A 16,993-nucleotide genomic window follows, 5' to 3' on the forward strand; every position below is an offset into this window, starting at 1 on the left:
GCCGTGCCCCACCGGGGCATGCACGAGGAGACAAGACCATGAACACACGCCTTCCCTTCGCGCGGCGCACCCTGCTGGGCGCCGCCGTCCTCACCCTGCTGGCCGCGCCGCTGGCCCAGGCGCAGGAGGCGCCGAAGTCGGTGCGGATCGGCTGGGCCATCGCCAAGACCGGCCCGAACGCGGGCGGCACCGCGACGACGGTCGCGCCCAACTACCGGATGTGGGTCAAGGAGATCAACGACGCGGGCGGCCTGATGCTCAAGGCCTACGGCAAGCGCGTGCCCATCGAGGTGGTGGAATACGACGACCGCTCCAGCTCCGAGGAAGCGGTGCGCGCCACCGAGCGCCTGATCACGCAGGACAAGGTGGACTTCGTGCTGCCGCCCTGGGGCACGGCCAACAACCTGGCCGTGGGTCCGACCTACGAGAAGCACAAGTACCCGCTGATCGCCGTGAATTCGGTGACCGACAAGGCGCCCGATCTGGTCAAGCGCTGGAAGCACGCCTTCTTCTTTCTGGGCACCGGCGCGCAGTACGCCGAGGCGCTGGTCAGCTACCTGGACGAGGCCAAGAAGGCCGGCAAGATCGGCGACAGGATCGCGATGATCAACATCGCCGACGGCTTCGGCGTGGAGCTGGCCAATGCGGCGCGCAAGGCCGCCGCCAAGCATGGCTTCACGCTGGTCTACGACAAGAGCTACCCGATCGGCACGCAGGACATGACGCCCGTGCTCAACGAGGTGAAGGGCAAGAACGCCGACGTGTTCCTCGCCTTCTCGTACCCGCCCGACACGGTGATGATCACCGACCAGGCGCGCGTGATCGGCTTCAACCCCAAGGTCATGTTCACCGGCGTGGGCACGCAGTTCCCCATGTACAAGGCCAAGTTCGGCGCCGCGGCCGAGGGCATCATGGGCCCGGGCGGCGTGGACTTCGACAGCCCGGCCATCCAGGACTACTTCGCGCGCCACAAGGCCTTCTCGGGCCAGGAGCCGGACCGCTTCGCGAGCACCGTGCAGTACGCCGCGCTGCAGGTGCTGCAGCAGTCCATCGAGCGCGTGGGCAAGGTGGACCGCGCCGCCGTCACGCAGGAGATCAAGACCGGCAGCTTCGACACCATCCTCGGCCCCGTGAAGCTGGAGAACCAGCTCTTCACCAACCTGTGGTGGGTGGGCCAGTGGCAGAACGGCGAGTTCTACGGCATCGCGCCGTCGAACAAGAAGGGCGCCAAACCCGCCATCCTGCCCAAGCCGGCCTGGAAATGAACTTTCTGGATGTCCTGCTCGCCGGCGCCACGCTGGGCGGGCTGTACGGGCTGGTGGCGATGGGGCTCACGCTGCAGTACGGCGTGGCCCGCATCATGAACCTGTCGTATGGGGAATTCCTGATCGCGCCGGCCTTCCTGGCCTATGGGCTGGTCACGGGCCTGGGCTGGTCGCCGCTGGCCGTGCTGCTGCTGGCGCTGCCGCTGGGCTTTGCCGTGCAGTGGGGCGTGTACCAGCTGCTGCTCACGCCGCTGGTGCGCCGCACCGGCGCCGGCCCGCAGCTCGAAGTCGATTCCATCCTCGCCACCTTCGGCCTGCTCTTCGTGGTGCAGGGCGTGATGCTGGTGATCTTCGGCGGCAACTACCACAGCTATGGCTACCTCTCGGTGCCCGTGAACATCCTCGGCAGCACCGTCGCGGCCAACCGGCTGCTGGTGCTGGTGGCGGCGCTGGTGCTGGGCGGCGGGCTGTACCTGCTGATGACGCGCACCCGCATGGGCACGGTGGTGCGCGCGGTGGCCGTGGCGCCGCGCTTCGCGCCGCTGGTGGGCATCCAGGTGCGGCAGACGGCCGCGCTGGCCTTCGGCCTGGGCGGCGCGCTGGTGGCCTGCAGCGGCGTGCTGGTCAGCATGTTCCTGCCCTTCTCGGCCGCCATGGGCACCCTGTTCGCGATGAAGGCGCTGATCGTCGTCATCATGGGCGGCGTGGGCAACCTCATGGGCTGCCTGGTGGCCGGGCTGCTGCTGGGCTTCGCCGAAACGCTGGTCGCGAGCTTCGTCGATCCGGGCCTCACGCTGGCCGTGAACTACGGGCTGTTCCTGCTGGTGCTGCTGCTGCGGCCCACAGGGCTGTTCGGGAGGGCGGCGCGATGAGCCGGCGCGAGATCGCGGGCTGGGGCCTGGGCGCGCTCGTGGTGGCGGCGCTGGCCGTGCTGCCGCTGTGGCTGGAGAGCGACTACGTGCTGTCGCTGCTGATCAGCGTGCTGATGTACGGCGTGCTGGCCACCGCCTGGGCGCTGTTCTCGGGGCCCACGCGCTACGTGTCGCTGGCGACAGTGGCCTTCTTCGGCCTGGGCGCCTACACCACGGCCGTGCTCGGCGAATCGCTGCCCTGGCCCGCGGTGCTGGCCGTGGCGCTGGGGCTGGGCGCGGTGCTGGCGCTGCTGGTGGGCCTGGCCACGCTGCGCCTGTCGGGCGTGTACTTCGTGATCTTCAGCTTTGGGCTGGCCGAGCTGACCAAGCAGCTCGTCACCTGGTGGGAGGTCAACATCACGAAGGAGATCGGCCGCTACGTCTTCGTGGACATCACGCAGCAGGACATCTACTGGCAACTGCTCGCGCTGCTGGCGCTGGTGCTGGGCCTGCGCGCGCTGATCAACCGCACGCGGCTGGGCCTGGCGCTGCGCGTGATCGGCGAGGACGAAACCGTGGCCGTGCACGTGGGCATCCACACCACGCGGGCCAAGGTGCTGTTGTTCACGCTGTCGGCCGCCTTCATGACCGTGACCGGCGCCGTGATGGCGCCGCGCTGGACCTACATCGACCCGAGCATCGCCTTCGCTCCCATGATCTCCTTCCAGACGCTGATCATGGCGTTGCTGGGTGGGGCGGGCGCGCTCTTCGGGCCGCTGCTGGGCGCCGTGCCGCTGGTGCTGCTCTTCGAGTACCTGTCGGCCCATTTCCCGAATCACTTCTCGATCCTGCTGGGGCTGGTGTTCATGGTGATCGTCTATCTGGTGCCCCACGGGCTGGCCAGCCTGTTGCGCCGTCGGCGCAGGCCGGGAGCCCGGCCATGAGTGCGCTGCTGGAACTCAGAGGCGTCACGCGCCGCTTCGGCGGCCTGGTCGCGGTCAACGACCTGAGCCTGTCGGTGCAGGCCGGAGAGGTGGTGGGCCTGCTCGGCCCCAACGGTTCGGGCAAGACCACGGCCATGAACCTGATCTCGGGCGCGCTGGCCTGCAACGGCGGCGAGATCGTCTTCGACGGCCGGCGCATCAGCGGCCTGGCCAGCCACCAGATCGCACGCTTGGGCGTGGCGCGCACCTTCCAACTGGTGCGCGTGCTGGGCGGCATGAGCGCCCTGGAAAACGTGGAAGCCGGCCTGGCCTTCCGCCCGCACGGCCTGCATGGCCGCGCCGCGCGAGCGCGCGCGCAGGTCCTGCTCGAGCGCGTGGGCCTGGGCGCCCAGGCCGCGCTGCCCGCCGGCGCGCTGACCTACATCGACCAGAAGCGGCTGGAGCTGGCGCGCGCGCTGGCGCTGGAGCCGCGCCTGCTGCTGCTGGACGAATGGCTGGCCGGCCTGAACCCGACCGAGCTGCAGCAGGGTATCGCGCTGATCCGTTCGCTGAGCGCCGAGGGCCTCACGTTGCTGCTGGTGGAGCATGTGATGGACGCCGTGCACGCGCTGTGCACGCGCTGCGTGGTGATGAATGCGGGCACGAAGATCGCCGACGGACCGACGCGCGAAGTGCTCTCCGATCCGCAGGTGATCCGCGCCTACCTGGGCGAGGACGATGAAGCCATGGAGGCTGCGCATGCTTGAAGTGCACGACGTGTCGGTGCGCTACGGCCAGCACGAGGCGCTGCACGGCGTGTCGCTCAACGTGGCGCCGGGCGAGATCGTGGTCATGCTGGGCGCCAACGGTGCCGGCAAGTCCTCCTTCCTCAAGGCGTTGGGCGGCATGGTGAAGGCCGAGCCCGGCGCGCGCGCCACCCTCGGCGGCACCGACCTCATGCAACTGCCCGCGCACCGCATCGTCGACGCGGGCCTGGCGCTGGTGCCCGAAGGCCGGGGCGTGTTCGGCGAACTCACGGTGCGCGAGAACCTGCAGCTCGGCGCGCACCCGGCGCGCGCGCGCGCCGGCGAGGCGCAGATGCAGGCGCGCGTGTTCCAGCTCTTCCCCAAGCTCGCGCAGCGCCTGAACCAGGCCGTGCGCACCATGAGCGGCGGCGAGCAGCAGATGGTGGCCGTGGGCCGCGCGCTGATGTCGCAGCCCGAAATCCTGCTGCTCGATGAACCTTCGCTGGGCCTGTCGCCGCTGATGTGCAAGGAGCTGTTCGCGGCGCTGGCGCGCATCCGCACGCTGGGCGTGGGCGTGCTGCTGGTCGAGCAGAACGCGCGCCAGAGCCTGGCCATCGCCGACCGCGGCTACCTGATCGAGACCGGCCGCCTGGTCGGCGCCGGCAGCGCCCGCGACTTGCAGAACGACCCTGCCGTCCGCCGCGCCTACCTGGGCGCAGCGGCCCACTGAGACCCTTCCCCCTTTTTCCAGAGGAACACAACCATGAGCGACATCCAGATGCTGATCGGCGGCGCCCCGCGCGCCGCGTCCAACGGCGCCACCTTCACGCGCCGCAACCCGCTGGACGGCAGCGTGGCCACCACCGCGCCCGCCGCCACGCCCGAAGACGCCAGGGCCGCCGTCGATGCCGCCGCGCAGGCCTTCCCGGCCTGGGCCGCACTGGGCCCGGGCGCGCGCCGCGCGCTGCTGCTCAAGGCCGCCGATGCGCTGGATGCACGCACGCCCGATTTCATCGCCGCCATGGCCGCCGAGACCGGCGCCACCGCGCTGTGGGCCGGCTTCAACGCCCATCTGGCCGCCGACATGCTGCGCGAGGCCGCCTCGCTGACCACGCAGATCAGCGGCGAGGTGATCCCGTCCAACGTGCCCGGCAGCCTGGCGATGGCGCAGCGCGTGCCGGCCGGCGTGGTGCTGGGCATCGCGCCCTGGAATGCGCCGGTCATCCTGGCCACGCGCGCCATCGCCACGCCGCTGGCCTGCGGCAACACGGTGGTGCTCAAGGGCTCGGAGCTGAGCCCGCACACGCACGGCCTGATCATCGAGTCGCTGCAGGAGGCGGGCCTGCCACCGGGCGTCGTCAACTTCGTGACCAACGCGCCGGCTGACGCCGGCCCGGTGGTCGAAGCCATGGTCGCGCACCCGGCCGTGCGGCGCGTGAATTTCACGGGCTCCACCAAAGTGGGTCGCATCATTGCGCAGCTGGGCGCGAAGTACCTCAAGCAATGCGTGCTGGAGTTGGGCGGCAAGGCGCCCTTCGTGGTGCTCGACGATGCCGACCTGGACGCCGCCGTGGCCGCCTGCGCCTTTGGCAGCTTCATGAACTCGGGCCAGATCTGCATGTCCACCGAGCGCATCATCGTGGACCAGGCCGTGGCCGACGCCTTCGTCGAGAAGTTCGTGGCCAAGTCCAAGGCCCTGCCGCTGGGCGATCCGCGCCAGGGGCCGGTGGTGCTGGGCTCGGTGGTGGACATGGCGACGGTGGAGCGCTGCAACCGCCTGATCGACGACGCGCTGGCCAAGGGCGCCAGGCTGCTGTGCGGCGGCAAGGCCGACAGCACGCTGATCCCGGCCACGGTGCTGGACCATGTGACGCCCGAGATGGCCATCTACCGCGAGGAGAGCTTCGGCCCCGTGAAGCCCATCGTGCGCGTGAAAGGCACCGAAGAGGCCATCGCCTGCGCCAACGACAACGAGTTCGGCCTCTCGGCCGCCGTCTTCGGCCGCGACGCGGCGCGTGCCTACGCGGTGGCACAGCGCATCGAGTCGGGCATCTGCCATGTCAACGGCCCCACGGTGCACGACGAGGCGCAGATGCCCTTCGGCGGCGTCAAAGCCTCGGGCTACGGCCGCTTCGGCGGCCGCGCCGGCATCGAGGCCTTCACCGAGCTGCGCTGGATCACGGTGCAGACCGCGCCGCGCCACTACCCGTTCTGAACGGCCCTTTGAGAGAGACGAACATGCTGCAAGGCAAGAAGTTATTGATCACCGGGGTGTCCTCCGGCATCGGTGAAGAGACGGCGCGCATCGCGCGCGCGCAGGGCGCCACCGTCATCGGCGTGGACGTGAACCCGCCGAAGGTGGAGGTGGACCAGTTCCTGCGCGCCGACCTGGGCGAGCGCGCCTCCATCGACGCGCTGCTGGCGCAACTGCAGCTGTTGCCCTATGGGCTGGACGGCCTGGCCAACATCGCTGGCCTGCCGCCCACGCGGCCGGCGCCGCAGGTGCTGCGCGTGAACCTGGTGGGCCTGAAATACCTCACGCGGGGCGTGCTGCCCAAGCTCGCGGATGGCGCGTCCATCGTCAACCTGGCCTCGCTGGCCGGTGTGGGCTGGCCCGAGGCCGTGCCGGCCATCCGCGCCAGCGAGTCGCTGGACTTCGAGAGCGTGGAGGCCTTCTGTGCCGCGCACGGCATCGAGGGCGCGCGCAGCTACTTCTTCTCGAAGGAGGCGCTGATCGCCTGGACGCTGCAGAACCGCTGGACCTGGCGCGCCCGCGGCATCCGCATGAATGCCGTGAGCCCGGGCCCGGTGGACACGCCCATCCTCCAGGACTTCATCGAGACCCTGGGCGCGCGTGCCGAGGAAGACATGAAGACCATGGACCGCCCGGGCCGCGCCACCGACATCGCACCCGTGGTGGCCTTCCTGCTCAGCGATGGCTCGGGCTGGCTGCGCGGCGCCAACCTGCCCGTGGACGGCGGCATGCATTCGCACATCCTGGTGCAGCAGCACGGCCTGTGAGCGCAAAGCCGGCGGCCGGCAGCCGCCGGTGCGAAGTGAGAAAATCGGCGGCATGAACGCGAGCAATGTCACCGAGCTCATGAACCTGCTGGGCCTGCAGGCCCGCACGGCCGCCGCCCTGATGGCCAAGGCCAGCGCCGCGCGCAAGAACGCGGCGCTGCGCGCGCTGGCGCGCCGCCTGCGCGAGGCCGGGCCGCGGCTGGCCGAGGCCAACGCGCTGGATCTGGCGCGCGCCGAGGGCGCAGGCCTGGCCGCGCCGATGGTCGACCGCCTGCGCCTGACGCCCAAGGTCATCGAGACCGTGGCGCTGGGCTGTGAGCAACTGGCGGCCATGCCCGACCTGATCGGCGACATCGTTGGCCTGAAGGAGCAGCCCAGCGGCATCCGCGTGGGCCAGATGCGCGTGCCCATCGGCGTCTTCGGCATGATCTACGAGAGCCGGCCGAACGTGACGATCGAGGCCGCGAGCCTGGCCATCAAGAGCGGCAACGCGGCCATCCTGCGCGGCGGCTCGGAGGCCATCGACTCGAACAAGGCGCTGGCCGCGCTGGTGCGCGAGGCGCTGGCCGAGGCCGGCCTGCCCGGGGACGCGGTGCAGCTGGTGCCCACCACCGACCGCGCCGCCGTCGGCCGCCTGATCGCGATGCCCGAATACGTGGACGTGATCATCCCGCGCGGCGGCAAGGGCTTGATCGAGCGCATCAGCGCCGAGGCCAAGGTGCCCGTCATCAAGCACCTGGACGGCAACTGCCACACCTACGTGGACGACATGGCCGACCTGGACATGGCCGTGAAGGTGGTCGACAACGCCAAGACCCAGAAATACAGCCCCTGCAACGCCACCGAAGGCCTGCTGGTGGCGCGCGGCGTGGCGGCCGCGTTCCTGCCGCGCATCGGCGCCGTGTTCGCGGCCAAGGGCGTGGAAATGCGCTGCGACGCCGAGGCCGCGGCGCTGCTCCAGGGCCTGGCCGGCCAGCCGAAGATCGTGCCCGCCACCGAGCAGGACTGGTCCGAGGAATACCTCGCGCCCATCATCAGCATCAAAGTGGTGGCCGGCATCGATGAGGCCATCGACCACATCAACCGCTACTCCAGCCACCACACCGACGCCATCCTCACGCGCGACCACGTGCATGCGCAGCGCTTCCTGCGCGAGGTAGATTCGGCCAGCGTGATGGTCAACGCGAGCACGCGCTTCGCCGACGGCTTCGAATTCGGCCTGGGCGCCGAAATCGGCATCAGCACCGACAAGTTCCACGCACGCGGGCCGGTGGGCATCGAGGGCCTGACCTCGCTCAAGTACGTAGTGCTGGGCCAGGGCGAAATCAGGGGCTGACAGCGAACAGCCAAGCCGCGCGACGGGGCGGCCGGGAGGGCGGATGAAGATCATCATTCTCGGTGCGGGCCGCATCGGCGAAAGCGTGGCGGCCACGCTGGTGTCCGAGCAGAACGACATCACGGTCATCGACCAGAACGGGCCGCGCCTGCGCGAGCTGGAAAGCCGCTTCGAGTTGCGCGGCGTGGTGGGCAACGGCATCGAGCCGGCCCTGCTGGAAGAGGCGGGCGCGCGCGACACCGACATGCTCATCGCCTGCGCGGCGCAGGACGAGACCAACCTGGTCGCCTGCAAGATCGCGCAGCAGGTGTTCAACATCCCCACCCGCATCGCGCGCGTGCGTTCCGAGGCCTTCGCCGGCGACTCGCCGCTGCTGTCGCGCGAAGGCTTTGCGGTCGATCGCGTGATCCGCCCCGAGGAATCGCTCACACGCTACATCGTGCGGCTGATCGACTACCCCGAGGCCTTGCAGGTGCACGAGTTCGCAGGCGGCATGGCCAGCCTGGTGTCGGTGCGCGCGGTGGCCGGCGCGCCGCTGGTGGGCTGCCATGTGGATGAACTCGGCGTGCATGCGCCGGCCGAGGGCACGCGCATCGTGGCGCTGTACCGGCGCCAGGAAGACGGGCCCGACCGTTTCATTCCGGCCGCGCACCGCAGCGTGATCGAGCCCGGCGACGAGGTCTTCGTGCTGGCCGCGCGCAAGAACCTGCGCACCGCGCTCGCGGCGTTGCACCGGCGCGATGCGAACACGCCTCGCACCGTGCAGCGCGCCACCATCGCGGGCGGCGGCCGCGTGGGCCTGCGGCTGGCGCAGCAGCTGCACGAGGTCTTCCCCGGCCTGCAGATCAAGCTGATCGAGCGCGACCCCGAGCGCTGCGTGCTACTGGCGGCGCAGCTGCCTTCGTCGGTGATGGTGCTGCAGGGCGATGCCACCGACGAAGAGCTGATGGGCGACGAAAGCGTGGGCGAGACGGACTTTTTCCTGGCCCTCACCAGCGACGACGAAGACAACATCATGGGCGCGCTGCTGGCCAAGCGCATGGGCGCGCGGCGCGTGCTGGCGCTCATCAACCGCCGCAGCTATGCCGACCTGATCCACGGTACGCAGATCGACATCGCGCTCACGCCCTCGCAGACCCTGCTCGGCGAGCTGCTGGCCTTCGTGCGGCGCGGCGACGTGCAGGTGGTGCACAGCCTGCGCCGTGGCGTGGCCGAGGCCATGGAGATCGTGGCGCGCGGCGACGCGCGCACCTCGCGCGTGGTGGGGCGGCGCGTGGCCGACATCAAGCTGCCGAAGGAGGCGCATTTCGGGCTGATCCTGCGCGGGCTGCCGGACCCGGACGCCGCCCACGACGCGCAGGCGGCCCGGGCCGAGGCGGACGAGCCGCCGGAGCCCGAGGTCATCGTGCCCCACGCCGGCACGGTGATCGAGCACGGCGACCATGTGGTCATCTTCATGCCGCGCAAGCGGCTGGTGCGCGAAGTGGAAAAGCTCTTCCGCGTGGCACCGACCTTCTTCTGACGCCGCCCGCCCGCGCGCCATGACCGACCTGCTGCCCGTGCTGCGCCTGCTGGGTGCGCTGATCACGCTGTTCTCCCTGGCGTTCCTGCTGCCCGCCGGCGTGTCGTGGGTGCAGGGCGACGGGCTGCTGGGCTTCTGGCTGGGCGCCGCCGGCGCCACCTTCGGCGCCGGGGCCTGGCTGTGGGCCGGCCTGCATGCCTACCGCAGCGAGCTGCGCGCGCGGCACGGCGTGATCCTGGTGTCGGCCACCTGGCTCGTGCTGCCGCTGGTGGCCTGCCTGCCGCTGATGATGGTGCTGCACGCCATCGGCCGCGAGCTGGACTTTTCCTATGCCTATTTCGAGGCCGTCTCGGGCCTCACGACCTCCGGCGCCACCGTGCTGCAGGGGCTGGATTCGCTGCCGCTGTCCATCAATGTCTGGCGCACCTTCCTGCAGTGGATCGGCGGCATGGGCATCCTGGTGCTGGCCGTGGCCGTGCTGCCCATGTTCGGCATGGGGGGCAGCCAGATGTTCCGCGCCGAGGTGGCGGGCCCCATCAAGGACAACCGCCTCACGCCGCGCATCACGCAGACCGCCAAGGGGCTGTGGGGCATCTACGTGAGCCTGTCGGTGGCCTGCTTCCTGGCCTACTGGGCCGGCGGCATGACCCCCATGGACGCGCTGATGCACATGTTCACCACCGTGAGCCTGGGGGGACTGTCCTCGCACGATTCGAGTTTCGGCTATTTCGATTCCCCGCTGCTGGAAGGCATTGCGATCGTCTTCATGCTGGCGGGCAGCGGCAGCTTCGCGCTGTACTTCGTCGCCCTGCGCAAGCGCAGCCTGCGCATCTGCTGGCGCGACATCGAGCTGCGCGCCACGATGCTGGCGCTGCTGGGGGGCGGGGCGATCGTCTCGCTGGTATTGCTGGCGCAGGGCGAACACGCCCCGCTCGACGCGGTGCGGCATGGCTTCTTCAATGCCATCTCCATTGGCAGCACGACCGGCTTCGCGTCGCAGGACTTCCTGCTCTGGCCGGCCTTCGCGCCGCTGTTCATGCTGATGCTCTCGGGCGTGGCCACCAGCGCGGGCTCGGCCGGCTGCGGGATCAAGATGGTGCGCGTGCTGATCCTGCTCAAGCAGGCGCGGCGCGAGATGACGCGGCTGGCCCACCCGCGCGCGGTGCAGCCCGTGACCCTGGGCGCCACGGTGGTCGAGCACCGAGACATCTTTGCCGTGCTGGCCTTCATGCTGGTCTATGGCGGCACCATCGTCGTGCTGGGCATGGCGATGGTGCTGTCGGGGCTGGACCCGGTCACGGCCTTCAGCTCGGTGATCGCCAGCGTCAACTGCATGGGGCCGGGCCTGGGGCAGGTGGGGCCGGCCGGGCACTACGGCGTGCTCACCGACTTCCAGGTCTGGGTCTGCTCCGTCGCCATGGTGCTGGGCCGGCTGGAGATGCTGAGCCTGATCGCGCTGCTCACGCCCTCGTTCTGGCGGCATTGAGCGCCGGGGATGGAGCCGGCAGGCCGGGGCGGGCAGGCGGGCGCGTTTCGATTCGCGGGGCGGTGCTTGCAAGCCGGGGCCGTCATCCCCATTTCCTACAATCCCGCTCAAGATTCCTCGCCGCCCAGCACAAGTCCAACAAGGTCGCCCGAATGGTCCCCCACCTCGTCACCGCCCTGACCGGCCCCCTCAATGAACTGGAGCAGCGCGTGCTCGAAGGCATGCCGGCCATCGAGCGCTGGTTCCGCCTCGAATGGATGGAGCACACGCCGCCCTTCTACACCTCGGTGGACGTGCGCAACGCGGGTTTCAAGCTGGCGCCGGTGGACACCAACTTCTTCCCGCGCGGCTGGCACAACCTGACGCAGCCCATGCTGCCACTGGCCGTGCAGGCGGCCCAGGCGGCCATCGAGAAGATCTGTCCGGAGGCGCGCAACCTGCTCATCATTCCGGACAACAAGCTCAAGACGACGTCTTATTACAGCAACCTGGCGCGATTGGCGCACATCTTCCGGCTGGCTGGCCTGAACGTGAAGGTCGGTTCCATCGACCCGGCCATCAAGAGCGCCAAGAAGATCGAGCTGCCCAGCGGCGAACTGCTGCTGCTCGAGCCCGTGGTGCGCACCAAGCGCCGCCTGGGCATCAAGAATTTCGACCCCTGCACCATCCTCTTGAACACCGACCTGGCGGCCGGCACGCCCGGCATCCTGGAAGACCTGCACGAGCAGTACCTGCTGCCGCCGCTGCACGCGGGCTGGTCGGTGCGCCGCAAGAGCCACCATTTCCACAGCTATGAGGAAGTGTCCAAGCGCTTCGGCAAGCTGCTGGGCATCGACCCCTGGCTGATCCAGCCCATCTGGGCCAAGGCCGAGGACGTTGACCTGACGCGCGGCAGCGGCACCGAGGGCCTGGCCGCGCAGGTGGATGCCGTGCTGGCCAAGGTGCGCCGCAAGTACAAGGAATACGGCATCAACGAGAAGCCTTTCGTCATCGTGAAGGCCGACAACGGCGCCAGCAGCATGCCGATCCTGACCGTGCGCGACGCCCGGGAGTTCGAGGCGCTGGTGGCCTCGCTCAAGGGCAAGGGCGAGAGCGAAGGCGACATCGACGTGCTGGTGCAGGAAGGCGTGCGCACCAGCGAGCGCGTGAACGACGGCGTGGCCGAGCCCGTGGTCTACATGATGGACCGCTACGTGGTGGGCGGCTTCTACCGCGTGCATCCCGACCGCGGCAGTGACGAGAACCTGGCCATCGCCGGCGCCAGCTTCGTGCCGCTGGGCTTCCCCGACAGCGCGCACCTGCCGCAGCCCGGCGCCAGGCTCACGGCCAGTGCGCCCAACCGCTTCTACATGTACGGCGTGATCGGCCGCCTGGCGATGGTGGCCGGCGCCTACGAACTCGAAGCGACCAATCCCGAGGCCGAAGTCTACGAATGAGCCGCGCGGGCGGCCCGCCACCCACCGTGGCGGCCAGCCCACACCGCGGCAGGGCCACGGCGCGCGCGGGCTTGCCGGCGCCCGCGCGGCTGGGACAATAGCGGCCCCACAGCAACGGACCCGCCCAGCGGAGAAGCATGCCTGCGGCGTCCCGCCGCACCCCTGAAGCGCGCATCGTCGTTCTGCACGCCTGCCGTCCCGGTGCAGGCGCCGCGCGCCCTCCGCCGGTCCCCCCGACCTCGTGTCAGCCCCCAAAACGCCTCTTCCCGCGCTCGTGCTGGGCGCCATCGGCATCGTCTATGGCGACATCGGCACCAGCGTGCTGTACGCCATCAAGGAAATCTTCGGCCACGGCCACGTGCCGTTCACGATCGAGAACGTGTACGGCATGCTCTCGATGATCTTCTGGACGATGACCATCATCGTCTCCCTCAAGTACGTGGTGCTGGTGCTGCGCGCCGACAACGAGGGCGAGGGCGGGCTGGTCGCGATGTTGGCGCTGGCTTCGCGCGCCGTGGCCGACCGGCCGAAGCTGCGCAATGGCATGCTGGTGGTGGGCATCTTCGGCACCGCGCTGTTCTACGGCGATGGCGTCATCACCCCGGCCATCTCGGTGCTCTCGGCCGTCGAAGGGCTGGAGATCGTCTCGCCGCACTTCAGGCACTACGTCATCCCCATCACGCTGGTGGTGCTCTTCGGCCTCTTCGCGGTGCAAAAGCGCGGCACGGCCGGCATCGGCCGCTTCTTCGGCCCGATCACGCTGACCTGGTTCCTCGTGCTGGCGCTGCTGGGCGTGGCGCAGATCACCACGCACCCCGAGATCCTGCTGGCCATCAACCCGCTCTACATGCTGCGCTTCATCTGGGACTTCCCCGGTGTCAGCTTCATCGTGCTGGGCGCCATGGTGCTGTGCGTGACGGGCGCCGAGGCGCTGTATGCCGACATGGGCCACTTCGGCAAGAAGCCGATCCGCATCGCCTGGTTCGCCGTCGTCATGCCCTGCCTGGTGCTGAACTACTTCGGCCAGGGCGCGCTGCTGCTGGAAACGCCCGAAGCGGTGAAGAACCCCTTCTTCCTGATGGCGCCGCAATGGGCGCTGGTGCCGCTGGTGCTGCTGGCCACGGCCGCCACGGTGATCGCCTCGCAGGCCATGCTCACGGGGGCCTTCAGCGTGACGCGGCAGGTGATCCAGCTGGGCTACCTGCCGCGCCTGCGCATCGAATACACCAGCGTGCGCTCGGCCGGGCAGATCTACATCCCCTTCATCAACTGGGGCCTGTTCGTGGCCATCGTGCTGGCCGTGGTGATGTTCCGCAATTCCAGCAACCTGGCCGCGGCCTACGGCATCGCGGTGACCACCGACATGCTGATCACCACGGTGCTCACCTTCTTTGTGATCCGCTTCGCGTGGAAGCTGCCGCTGCTGCTGTGCATCGCCTCCACCTCGGTCTTCTTCCTCATCGACCTGGCCTTCTTCGCCTCGAACATGCTCAAGCTGCCGCAGGGCGGCTGGTTCACCGTGATGATCGGCCTGGCCATGTTCACGCTGATGATCACCTGGCACCGCGGGCGGCAGCTGATGAGCGAGGCCCAGCGCGCCGACGCCATCGACCTGCGCAGCTTTCTCGAATCGGTGTTCATCAGCCCGCCCACGCGCGTGGAAGGCACGGCCGTGTTCCTGACGGCCGAGCCCGGCGTGGTGCCCAACGCGCTGCTGCACAACCTCAAGCACAACAAGGTGCTGCACGACCAGAACCTGTTCGTCACCGTGCGCAACCACGAAGTGCCGTGGATTCCCATGGACAAGCGCATCGAGATGGAACCGCTGGGCCACCACTGCTGGCAGGTGATCGTGCATTACGGCTTCAAGAACGACATCGACCTGCCGCGCGCCCTGGAACACGCACGCCTGCGCGGCTGCCAGATGGAGCCCATGACGACCAGCTACTTCCTGTCGCGCGACGTCGTCATTCCCACGCTGGGCAGCGGCATGGCGCCCTGGCGCGAGAAGCTCTTCGCACACATGCACCACAACGCCAGCGGTGCCGCGGCCTTCCTGAGCCTGCCGACCAACGCGGTGGTGGAGCTGGGGTCGAAGGTCGAGATCTGAGCGGCGCCGCAGGTAGCGCGGCCCCCGGGCGGGAGACAATCATCCGATGCGCTTCTTCAGAGACCTGAGCCTCTCGGCTTTCACGGCCGGCTTCGTGGCCGTGCTCGTGGGGTTCACGAGTTCGGTGGTGATCGTGTTCCAGGCCGCGCAGGCTTTCGGTGCGACGCCGGAAGTCATCGCGTCCTGGATGTGGGCGCTGGGCATCGGCATGGGGCTGACGTCCGCGCTGCCCTCGCTGTGGCTGAAGAAGCCCGTGATGGTGGCCTGGAGCACGCCGGGCGCCGCGGTGCTGGCCACGGCCGGGCTGGGTTTCTCGATGAACGAGGCGGTGGGCGCCTTCATCGTCTGCGCGCTGCTCATCACGCTGGCCGGCGTCACGGGCGGGTTCGAACGCGTGATGAACCGCATTCCCATGGCCATTGCCTCGGCGCTGCTGGCGGGCGTGCTGGCGCGTTTCGGCCTGGCCGCGTTCCAGGCGGCGCAGACGGCGCTGCCGCTGGTGCTGCTGATGCTGGGCACCTACCTGGCCGGGCGGCGCGCCATGCCGCGCTATGCCGTGCCGTTGACGTTGCTGGCAGCCATCGTGTTTTGCGCGCTGCGCGGCGAGCTGGCCTGGTCGGCCGTGCATTTCAGCCTGGCGATGCCGGTGTTCACGATGCCGGCCTTCAGCTGGCAGGCCGTGGTGAGCTTGGCGCTGCCGCTCTTCGTCGTCACCATGGCCTCGCAGAACCTGCCGGGCGTGGCGGCCATCCGTGCGGCGGGCTACGACATGCCGATCAGCAAGCTGATCACGATGACCGGCGTGGCCACGCTGCTGCTGGCGCCCTTCGGCGGCTATGCGCTCAACCTGAGCGCCATCACGGCGGCCATCTGCATGGGCCGCGAGGCGCACGAAGACCCGGCGCGGCGCTACACGGCGGCGGTGAGCTGCGGCGCCATCTATGTGCTGATCGGCCTGTTCGGCGCGGCCGTCACGGGCCTGCTCACGGCCTTTCCCAAGGAGCTGGTGGCCGCCATCGCGGGCCTGGCGCTGCTGGGCACCATCGGCGGCGGGCTGGCCGCCGCGGTGCGCGAGGAATCGCACCGCGAGGCCGCCCTCATCACCTTCCTGGTCACGCTGTCGGGCGTCACGATCGCCGGCATCGGCTCGGCCTTCTGGGGCGTGGTGGCGGGCGCGCTGGCGCTGGCGGTGCAGCAGCTGGGGCGCGGCAAGAGCACCCAGGGCGGCAAAGCCATTGCGCCTGCGTGCAAGATCCGGCTGGACCAGAAGGCGGCGAATGCTGCCGCCACGGAAAAGAACGCACCATGAACCTCCTCTTCGTCGCCGATCCGCTCGAGCACTTCAAGATCTACAAGGACACCACCTTCTCGATGATGCGCGAGGCGCAGCGGCGCGGCCACCGCGTGGCCGCCTGCCTGCCGCAGGACATGAACTGGGTGTCGGGCGGGCTCGTCACCGCCACGGTGCGCCGGATCACGCTCACGGGCGAGCCGGACGCGTGGTTCACCGAAGACGCGGTCGAGCGCGTGGCGCTCAAGGACTTCGACGCGGTGCTCATGCGCAAGGACCCGCCCTTCGACGCCGAGTACATCTACGCCACGCACCTGCTGGAGCAGGCCGAGCGCGAGGGCGCGCGCGTGGTCAACAGCCCGCGTGCGCTGCGCGACCACCCCGAGAAGCTCGCGATCATGGAGTTTGCGCAGTTCATCACGCCTACGCTGGTCACGCGCAGCGCGGCCGACGTGCGGGCCTTCCATGCCGAGCACCAGGACATCATCCTCAAGCCGCTGGACGGCATGGGCGGCATGGGCATCTTCCGCGTGAAGGCCGATGCGCTGAACCTGGGCTCGATCATCGAGACACTGAACAAGGACGGCGCCGAAACGATCATGGTGCAGCGCTTCGTGCCCGCCGTGGCGGAAGGCGACAAGCGCATCCTCATCATCGACGGCGTGCCGGTCCCCTTCGTGCTGGCGCGCATTCCGCAGGGCACCGAGGTCCGCGGCAACCTGGCGGCCGGCGGCAAGGGCGTGGCGCAGCCGCTCACGCCGCGCAACCGCGAGATCGCCGAAGTCATTGGCCGCAAGCTCGCGCCGCGCGGGCTGCTGCTGATCGGCCTGGACGTGATCGGCGACGCCGTGACCGAGATCAACGTGACCAGCCCGACCTGCTTCCAGGAGATCACGGACCAGACCGGCTTCAACGTGCCGGCGATGTTCATCGACGCGCTGGAGAAGCGACTGAGCGCGCCGCGCTGATCCCGCCGACACTGCGGAGTTCGCTTGATGCAAAAGGC

At 69.4% G+C, this 16,993-nt stretch carries 14 protein-coding genes; all 14 read left to right on the forward strand.

What is annotated here, in order from left to right:
- The first annotated feature begins 38 nt into the window (after positions 1 to 38).
- The 14 genes from LG388_RS07770 to gshB all read left to right on the forward strand — a co-directional run bounded on the left by LG388_RS07770 (position 39) and on the right by gshB (position 16,955).
- Complete coding sequence (locus tag LG388_RS07770; RefSeq protein WP_225782287.1) at positions 39 to 1,265, forward strand: amino acid ABC transporter substrate-binding protein; 1,227 nt, start codon at positions 39 to 41, stop codon at positions 1,263 to 1,265.
- A complete protein-coding gene (locus LG388_RS07775; RefSeq protein WP_225782288.1) occupies positions 1,262 to 2,137 on the forward strand; it encodes a branched-chain amino acid ABC transporter permease in 876 nt (291 codons plus the stop codon). The genes LG388_RS07770 and LG388_RS07775 overlap by 4 nt, the downstream gene beginning before the upstream one ends.
- Positions 2,134 to 3,060: a branched-chain amino acid ABC transporter permease gene (locus tag LG388_RS07780; protein ID WP_225782289.1), complete on the forward strand. Its 927-nt coding sequence runs from the start codon at positions 2,134 to 2,136 to the stop codon at positions 3,058 to 3,060. Before LG388_RS07775 ends, LG388_RS07780 begins: the two co-directional genes overlap by 4 nt.
- Entirely contained in the window at positions 3,057 to 3,806 is a 750-nt protein-coding gene (locus tag LG388_RS07785; protein ID WP_225782290.1) for an ABC transporter ATP-binding protein, read from the forward strand. Before LG388_RS07780 ends, LG388_RS07785 begins: the two co-directional genes overlap by 4 nt.
- Positions 3,799 to 4,515, forward strand: coding sequence for an ABC transporter ATP-binding protein (locus LG388_RS07790; protein ID WP_225782291.1), 717 nt, complete (start codon positions 3,799 to 3,801; stop codon positions 4,513 to 4,515). The genes LG388_RS07785 and LG388_RS07790 overlap by 8 nt, the downstream gene beginning before the upstream one ends.
- Positions 4,516 to 4,548: 33 nt before the next feature.
- Positions 4,549 to 6,000 carry an aldehyde dehydrogenase gene (locus LG388_RS07795; RefSeq protein ID WP_225782292.1) on the forward strand — a complete coding sequence of 484 codons (1,452 nt, stop codon included), beginning with the start codon at positions 4,549 to 4,551 and terminating at the stop codon, positions 5,998 to 6,000.
- 23 nt (positions 6,001 to 6,023) lie between these two features.
- Positions 6,024 to 6,806, forward strand: a complete 783-nt coding sequence (locus LG388_RS07800; RefSeq protein ID WP_225782293.1) for a coniferyl-alcohol dehydrogenase — start codon at positions 6,024 to 6,026, stop codon at positions 6,804 to 6,806.
- 28 nt (positions 6,807 to 6,834) lie between these two features.
- The gene (locus tag LG388_RS07805) at positions 6,835 to 8,142 is read left to right on the forward strand and encodes a glutamate-5-semialdehyde dehydrogenase (protein WP_225782294.1); all 1,308 of its coding nucleotides are present in this window, start codon (positions 6,835 to 6,837) and stop codon (positions 8,140 to 8,142) included.
- Positions 8,143 to 8,185: 43 nt separating this feature from the next.
- Positions 8,186 to 9,664, forward strand: coding sequence for a Trk system potassium transporter TrkA (gene trkA / locus LG388_RS07810; protein ID WP_225782295.1), 1,479 nt, complete (start codon positions 8,186 to 8,188; stop codon positions 9,662 to 9,664).
- Positions 9,665 to 9,683: 19 nt separating this feature from the next.
- The gene (locus tag LG388_RS07815; RefSeq protein WP_225782296.1) at positions 9,684 to 11,150 is read left to right on the forward strand and encodes a TrkH family potassium uptake protein; all 1,467 of its coding nucleotides are present in this window, start codon (positions 9,684 to 9,686) and stop codon (positions 11,148 to 11,150) included.
- A 152-nt stretch (positions 11,151 to 11,302) separates the two neighbouring features.
- On the forward strand, positions 11,303 to 12,586 hold the full coding sequence (gene gshA / locus LG388_RS07820) for a glutamate--cysteine ligase (protein WP_225782297.1): 1,284 nt from the start codon (positions 11,303 to 11,305) through the stop codon (positions 12,584 to 12,586).
- A 241-nt stretch (positions 12,587 to 12,827) separates the two neighbouring features.
- The gene (locus LG388_RS07825) at positions 12,828 to 14,696 is read left to right on the forward strand and encodes a potassium transporter Kup (RefSeq protein ID WP_225782298.1); all 1,869 of its coding nucleotides are present in this window, start codon (positions 12,828 to 12,830) and stop codon (positions 14,694 to 14,696) included.
- A 46-nt stretch (positions 14,697 to 14,742) separates the two neighbouring features.
- Positions 14,743 to 16,005 (forward strand): benzoate/H(+) symporter BenE family transporter, encoded by a 1,263-nt coding sequence (locus LG388_RS07830; RefSeq protein ID WP_225782299.1) that lies wholly within the window; start codon positions 14,743 to 14,745, stop codon positions 16,003 to 16,005.
- The gene (gene gshB / locus LG388_RS07835; protein ID WP_225782300.1) at positions 16,002 to 16,955 is read left to right on the forward strand and encodes a glutathione synthase; all 954 of its coding nucleotides are present in this window, start codon (positions 16,002 to 16,004) and stop codon (positions 16,953 to 16,955) included. The genes LG388_RS07830 and gshB overlap by 4 nt, the downstream gene beginning before the upstream one ends.
- Positions 16,956 to 16,993: the final 38 nt, after the last annotated feature.

It is taken from the genome of Xenophilus sp. Marseille-Q4582 (assembly GCF_916700565.1).
Classification (GTDB): Bacteria; Pseudomonadota; Gammaproteobacteria; order Burkholderiales; family Burkholderiaceae_C; genus Xenophilus.

What these genes read in the sequence shown, in the direction of transcription:
- LG388_RS07775 (WP_225782288.1), top strand. Translation starts at nt 1,262, where the DNA reads ATGAACTTTCTGGATGTCCTGCTCGCCGGCGCCACGCTGGGCGGGCTG.
- trkA (WP_225782295.1), top strand. Translation starts at nt 8,186, where the DNA reads ATGAAGATCATCATTCTCGGTGCGGGCCGCATCGGCGAAAGCGTGGCG.
- LG388_RS07830 (WP_225782299.1), top strand. Translation starts at nt 14,743, where the DNA reads ATGCGCTTCTTCAGAGACCTGAGCCTCTCGGCTTTCACGGCCGGCTTC.
- LG388_RS07790 (WP_225782291.1), top strand. Translation starts at nt 3,799, where the DNA reads ATGCTTGAAGTGCACGACGTGTCGGTGCGCTACGGCCAGCACGAGGCG.
- gshB (WP_225782300.1), top strand. Translation starts at nt 16,002, where the DNA reads ATGAACCTCCTCTTCGTCGCCGATCCGCTCGAGCACTTCAAGATCTAC.
- LG388_RS07795 (WP_225782292.1), top strand. Translation starts at nt 4,549, where the DNA reads ATGAGCGACATCCAGATGCTGATCGGCGGCGCCCCGCGCGCCGCGTCC.
- LG388_RS07780 (WP_225782289.1), top strand. Translation starts at nt 2,134, where the DNA reads ATGAGCCGGCGCGAGATCGCGGGCTGGGGCCTGGGCGCGCTCGTGGTG.
- LG388_RS07815 (WP_225782296.1), top strand. Translation starts at nt 9,684, where the DNA reads ATGACCGACCTGCTGCCCGTGCTGCGCCTGCTGGGTGCGCTGATCACG.
- gshA (WP_225782297.1), top strand. Translation starts at nt 11,303, where the DNA reads ATGGTCCCCCACCTCGTCACCGCCCTGACCGGCCCCCTCAATGAACTG.
- LG388_RS07800 (WP_225782293.1), top strand. Translation starts at nt 6,024, where the DNA reads ATGCTGCAAGGCAAGAAGTTATTGATCACCGGGGTGTCCTCCGGCATC.
- LG388_RS07770 (WP_225782287.1), top strand. Translation starts at nt 39, where the DNA reads ATGAACACACGCCTTCCCTTCGCGCGGCGCACCCTGCTGGGCGCCGCC.
- LG388_RS07785 (WP_225782290.1), top strand. Translation starts at nt 3,057, where the DNA reads ATGAGTGCGCTGCTGGAACTCAGAGGCGTCACGCGCCGCTTCGGCGGC.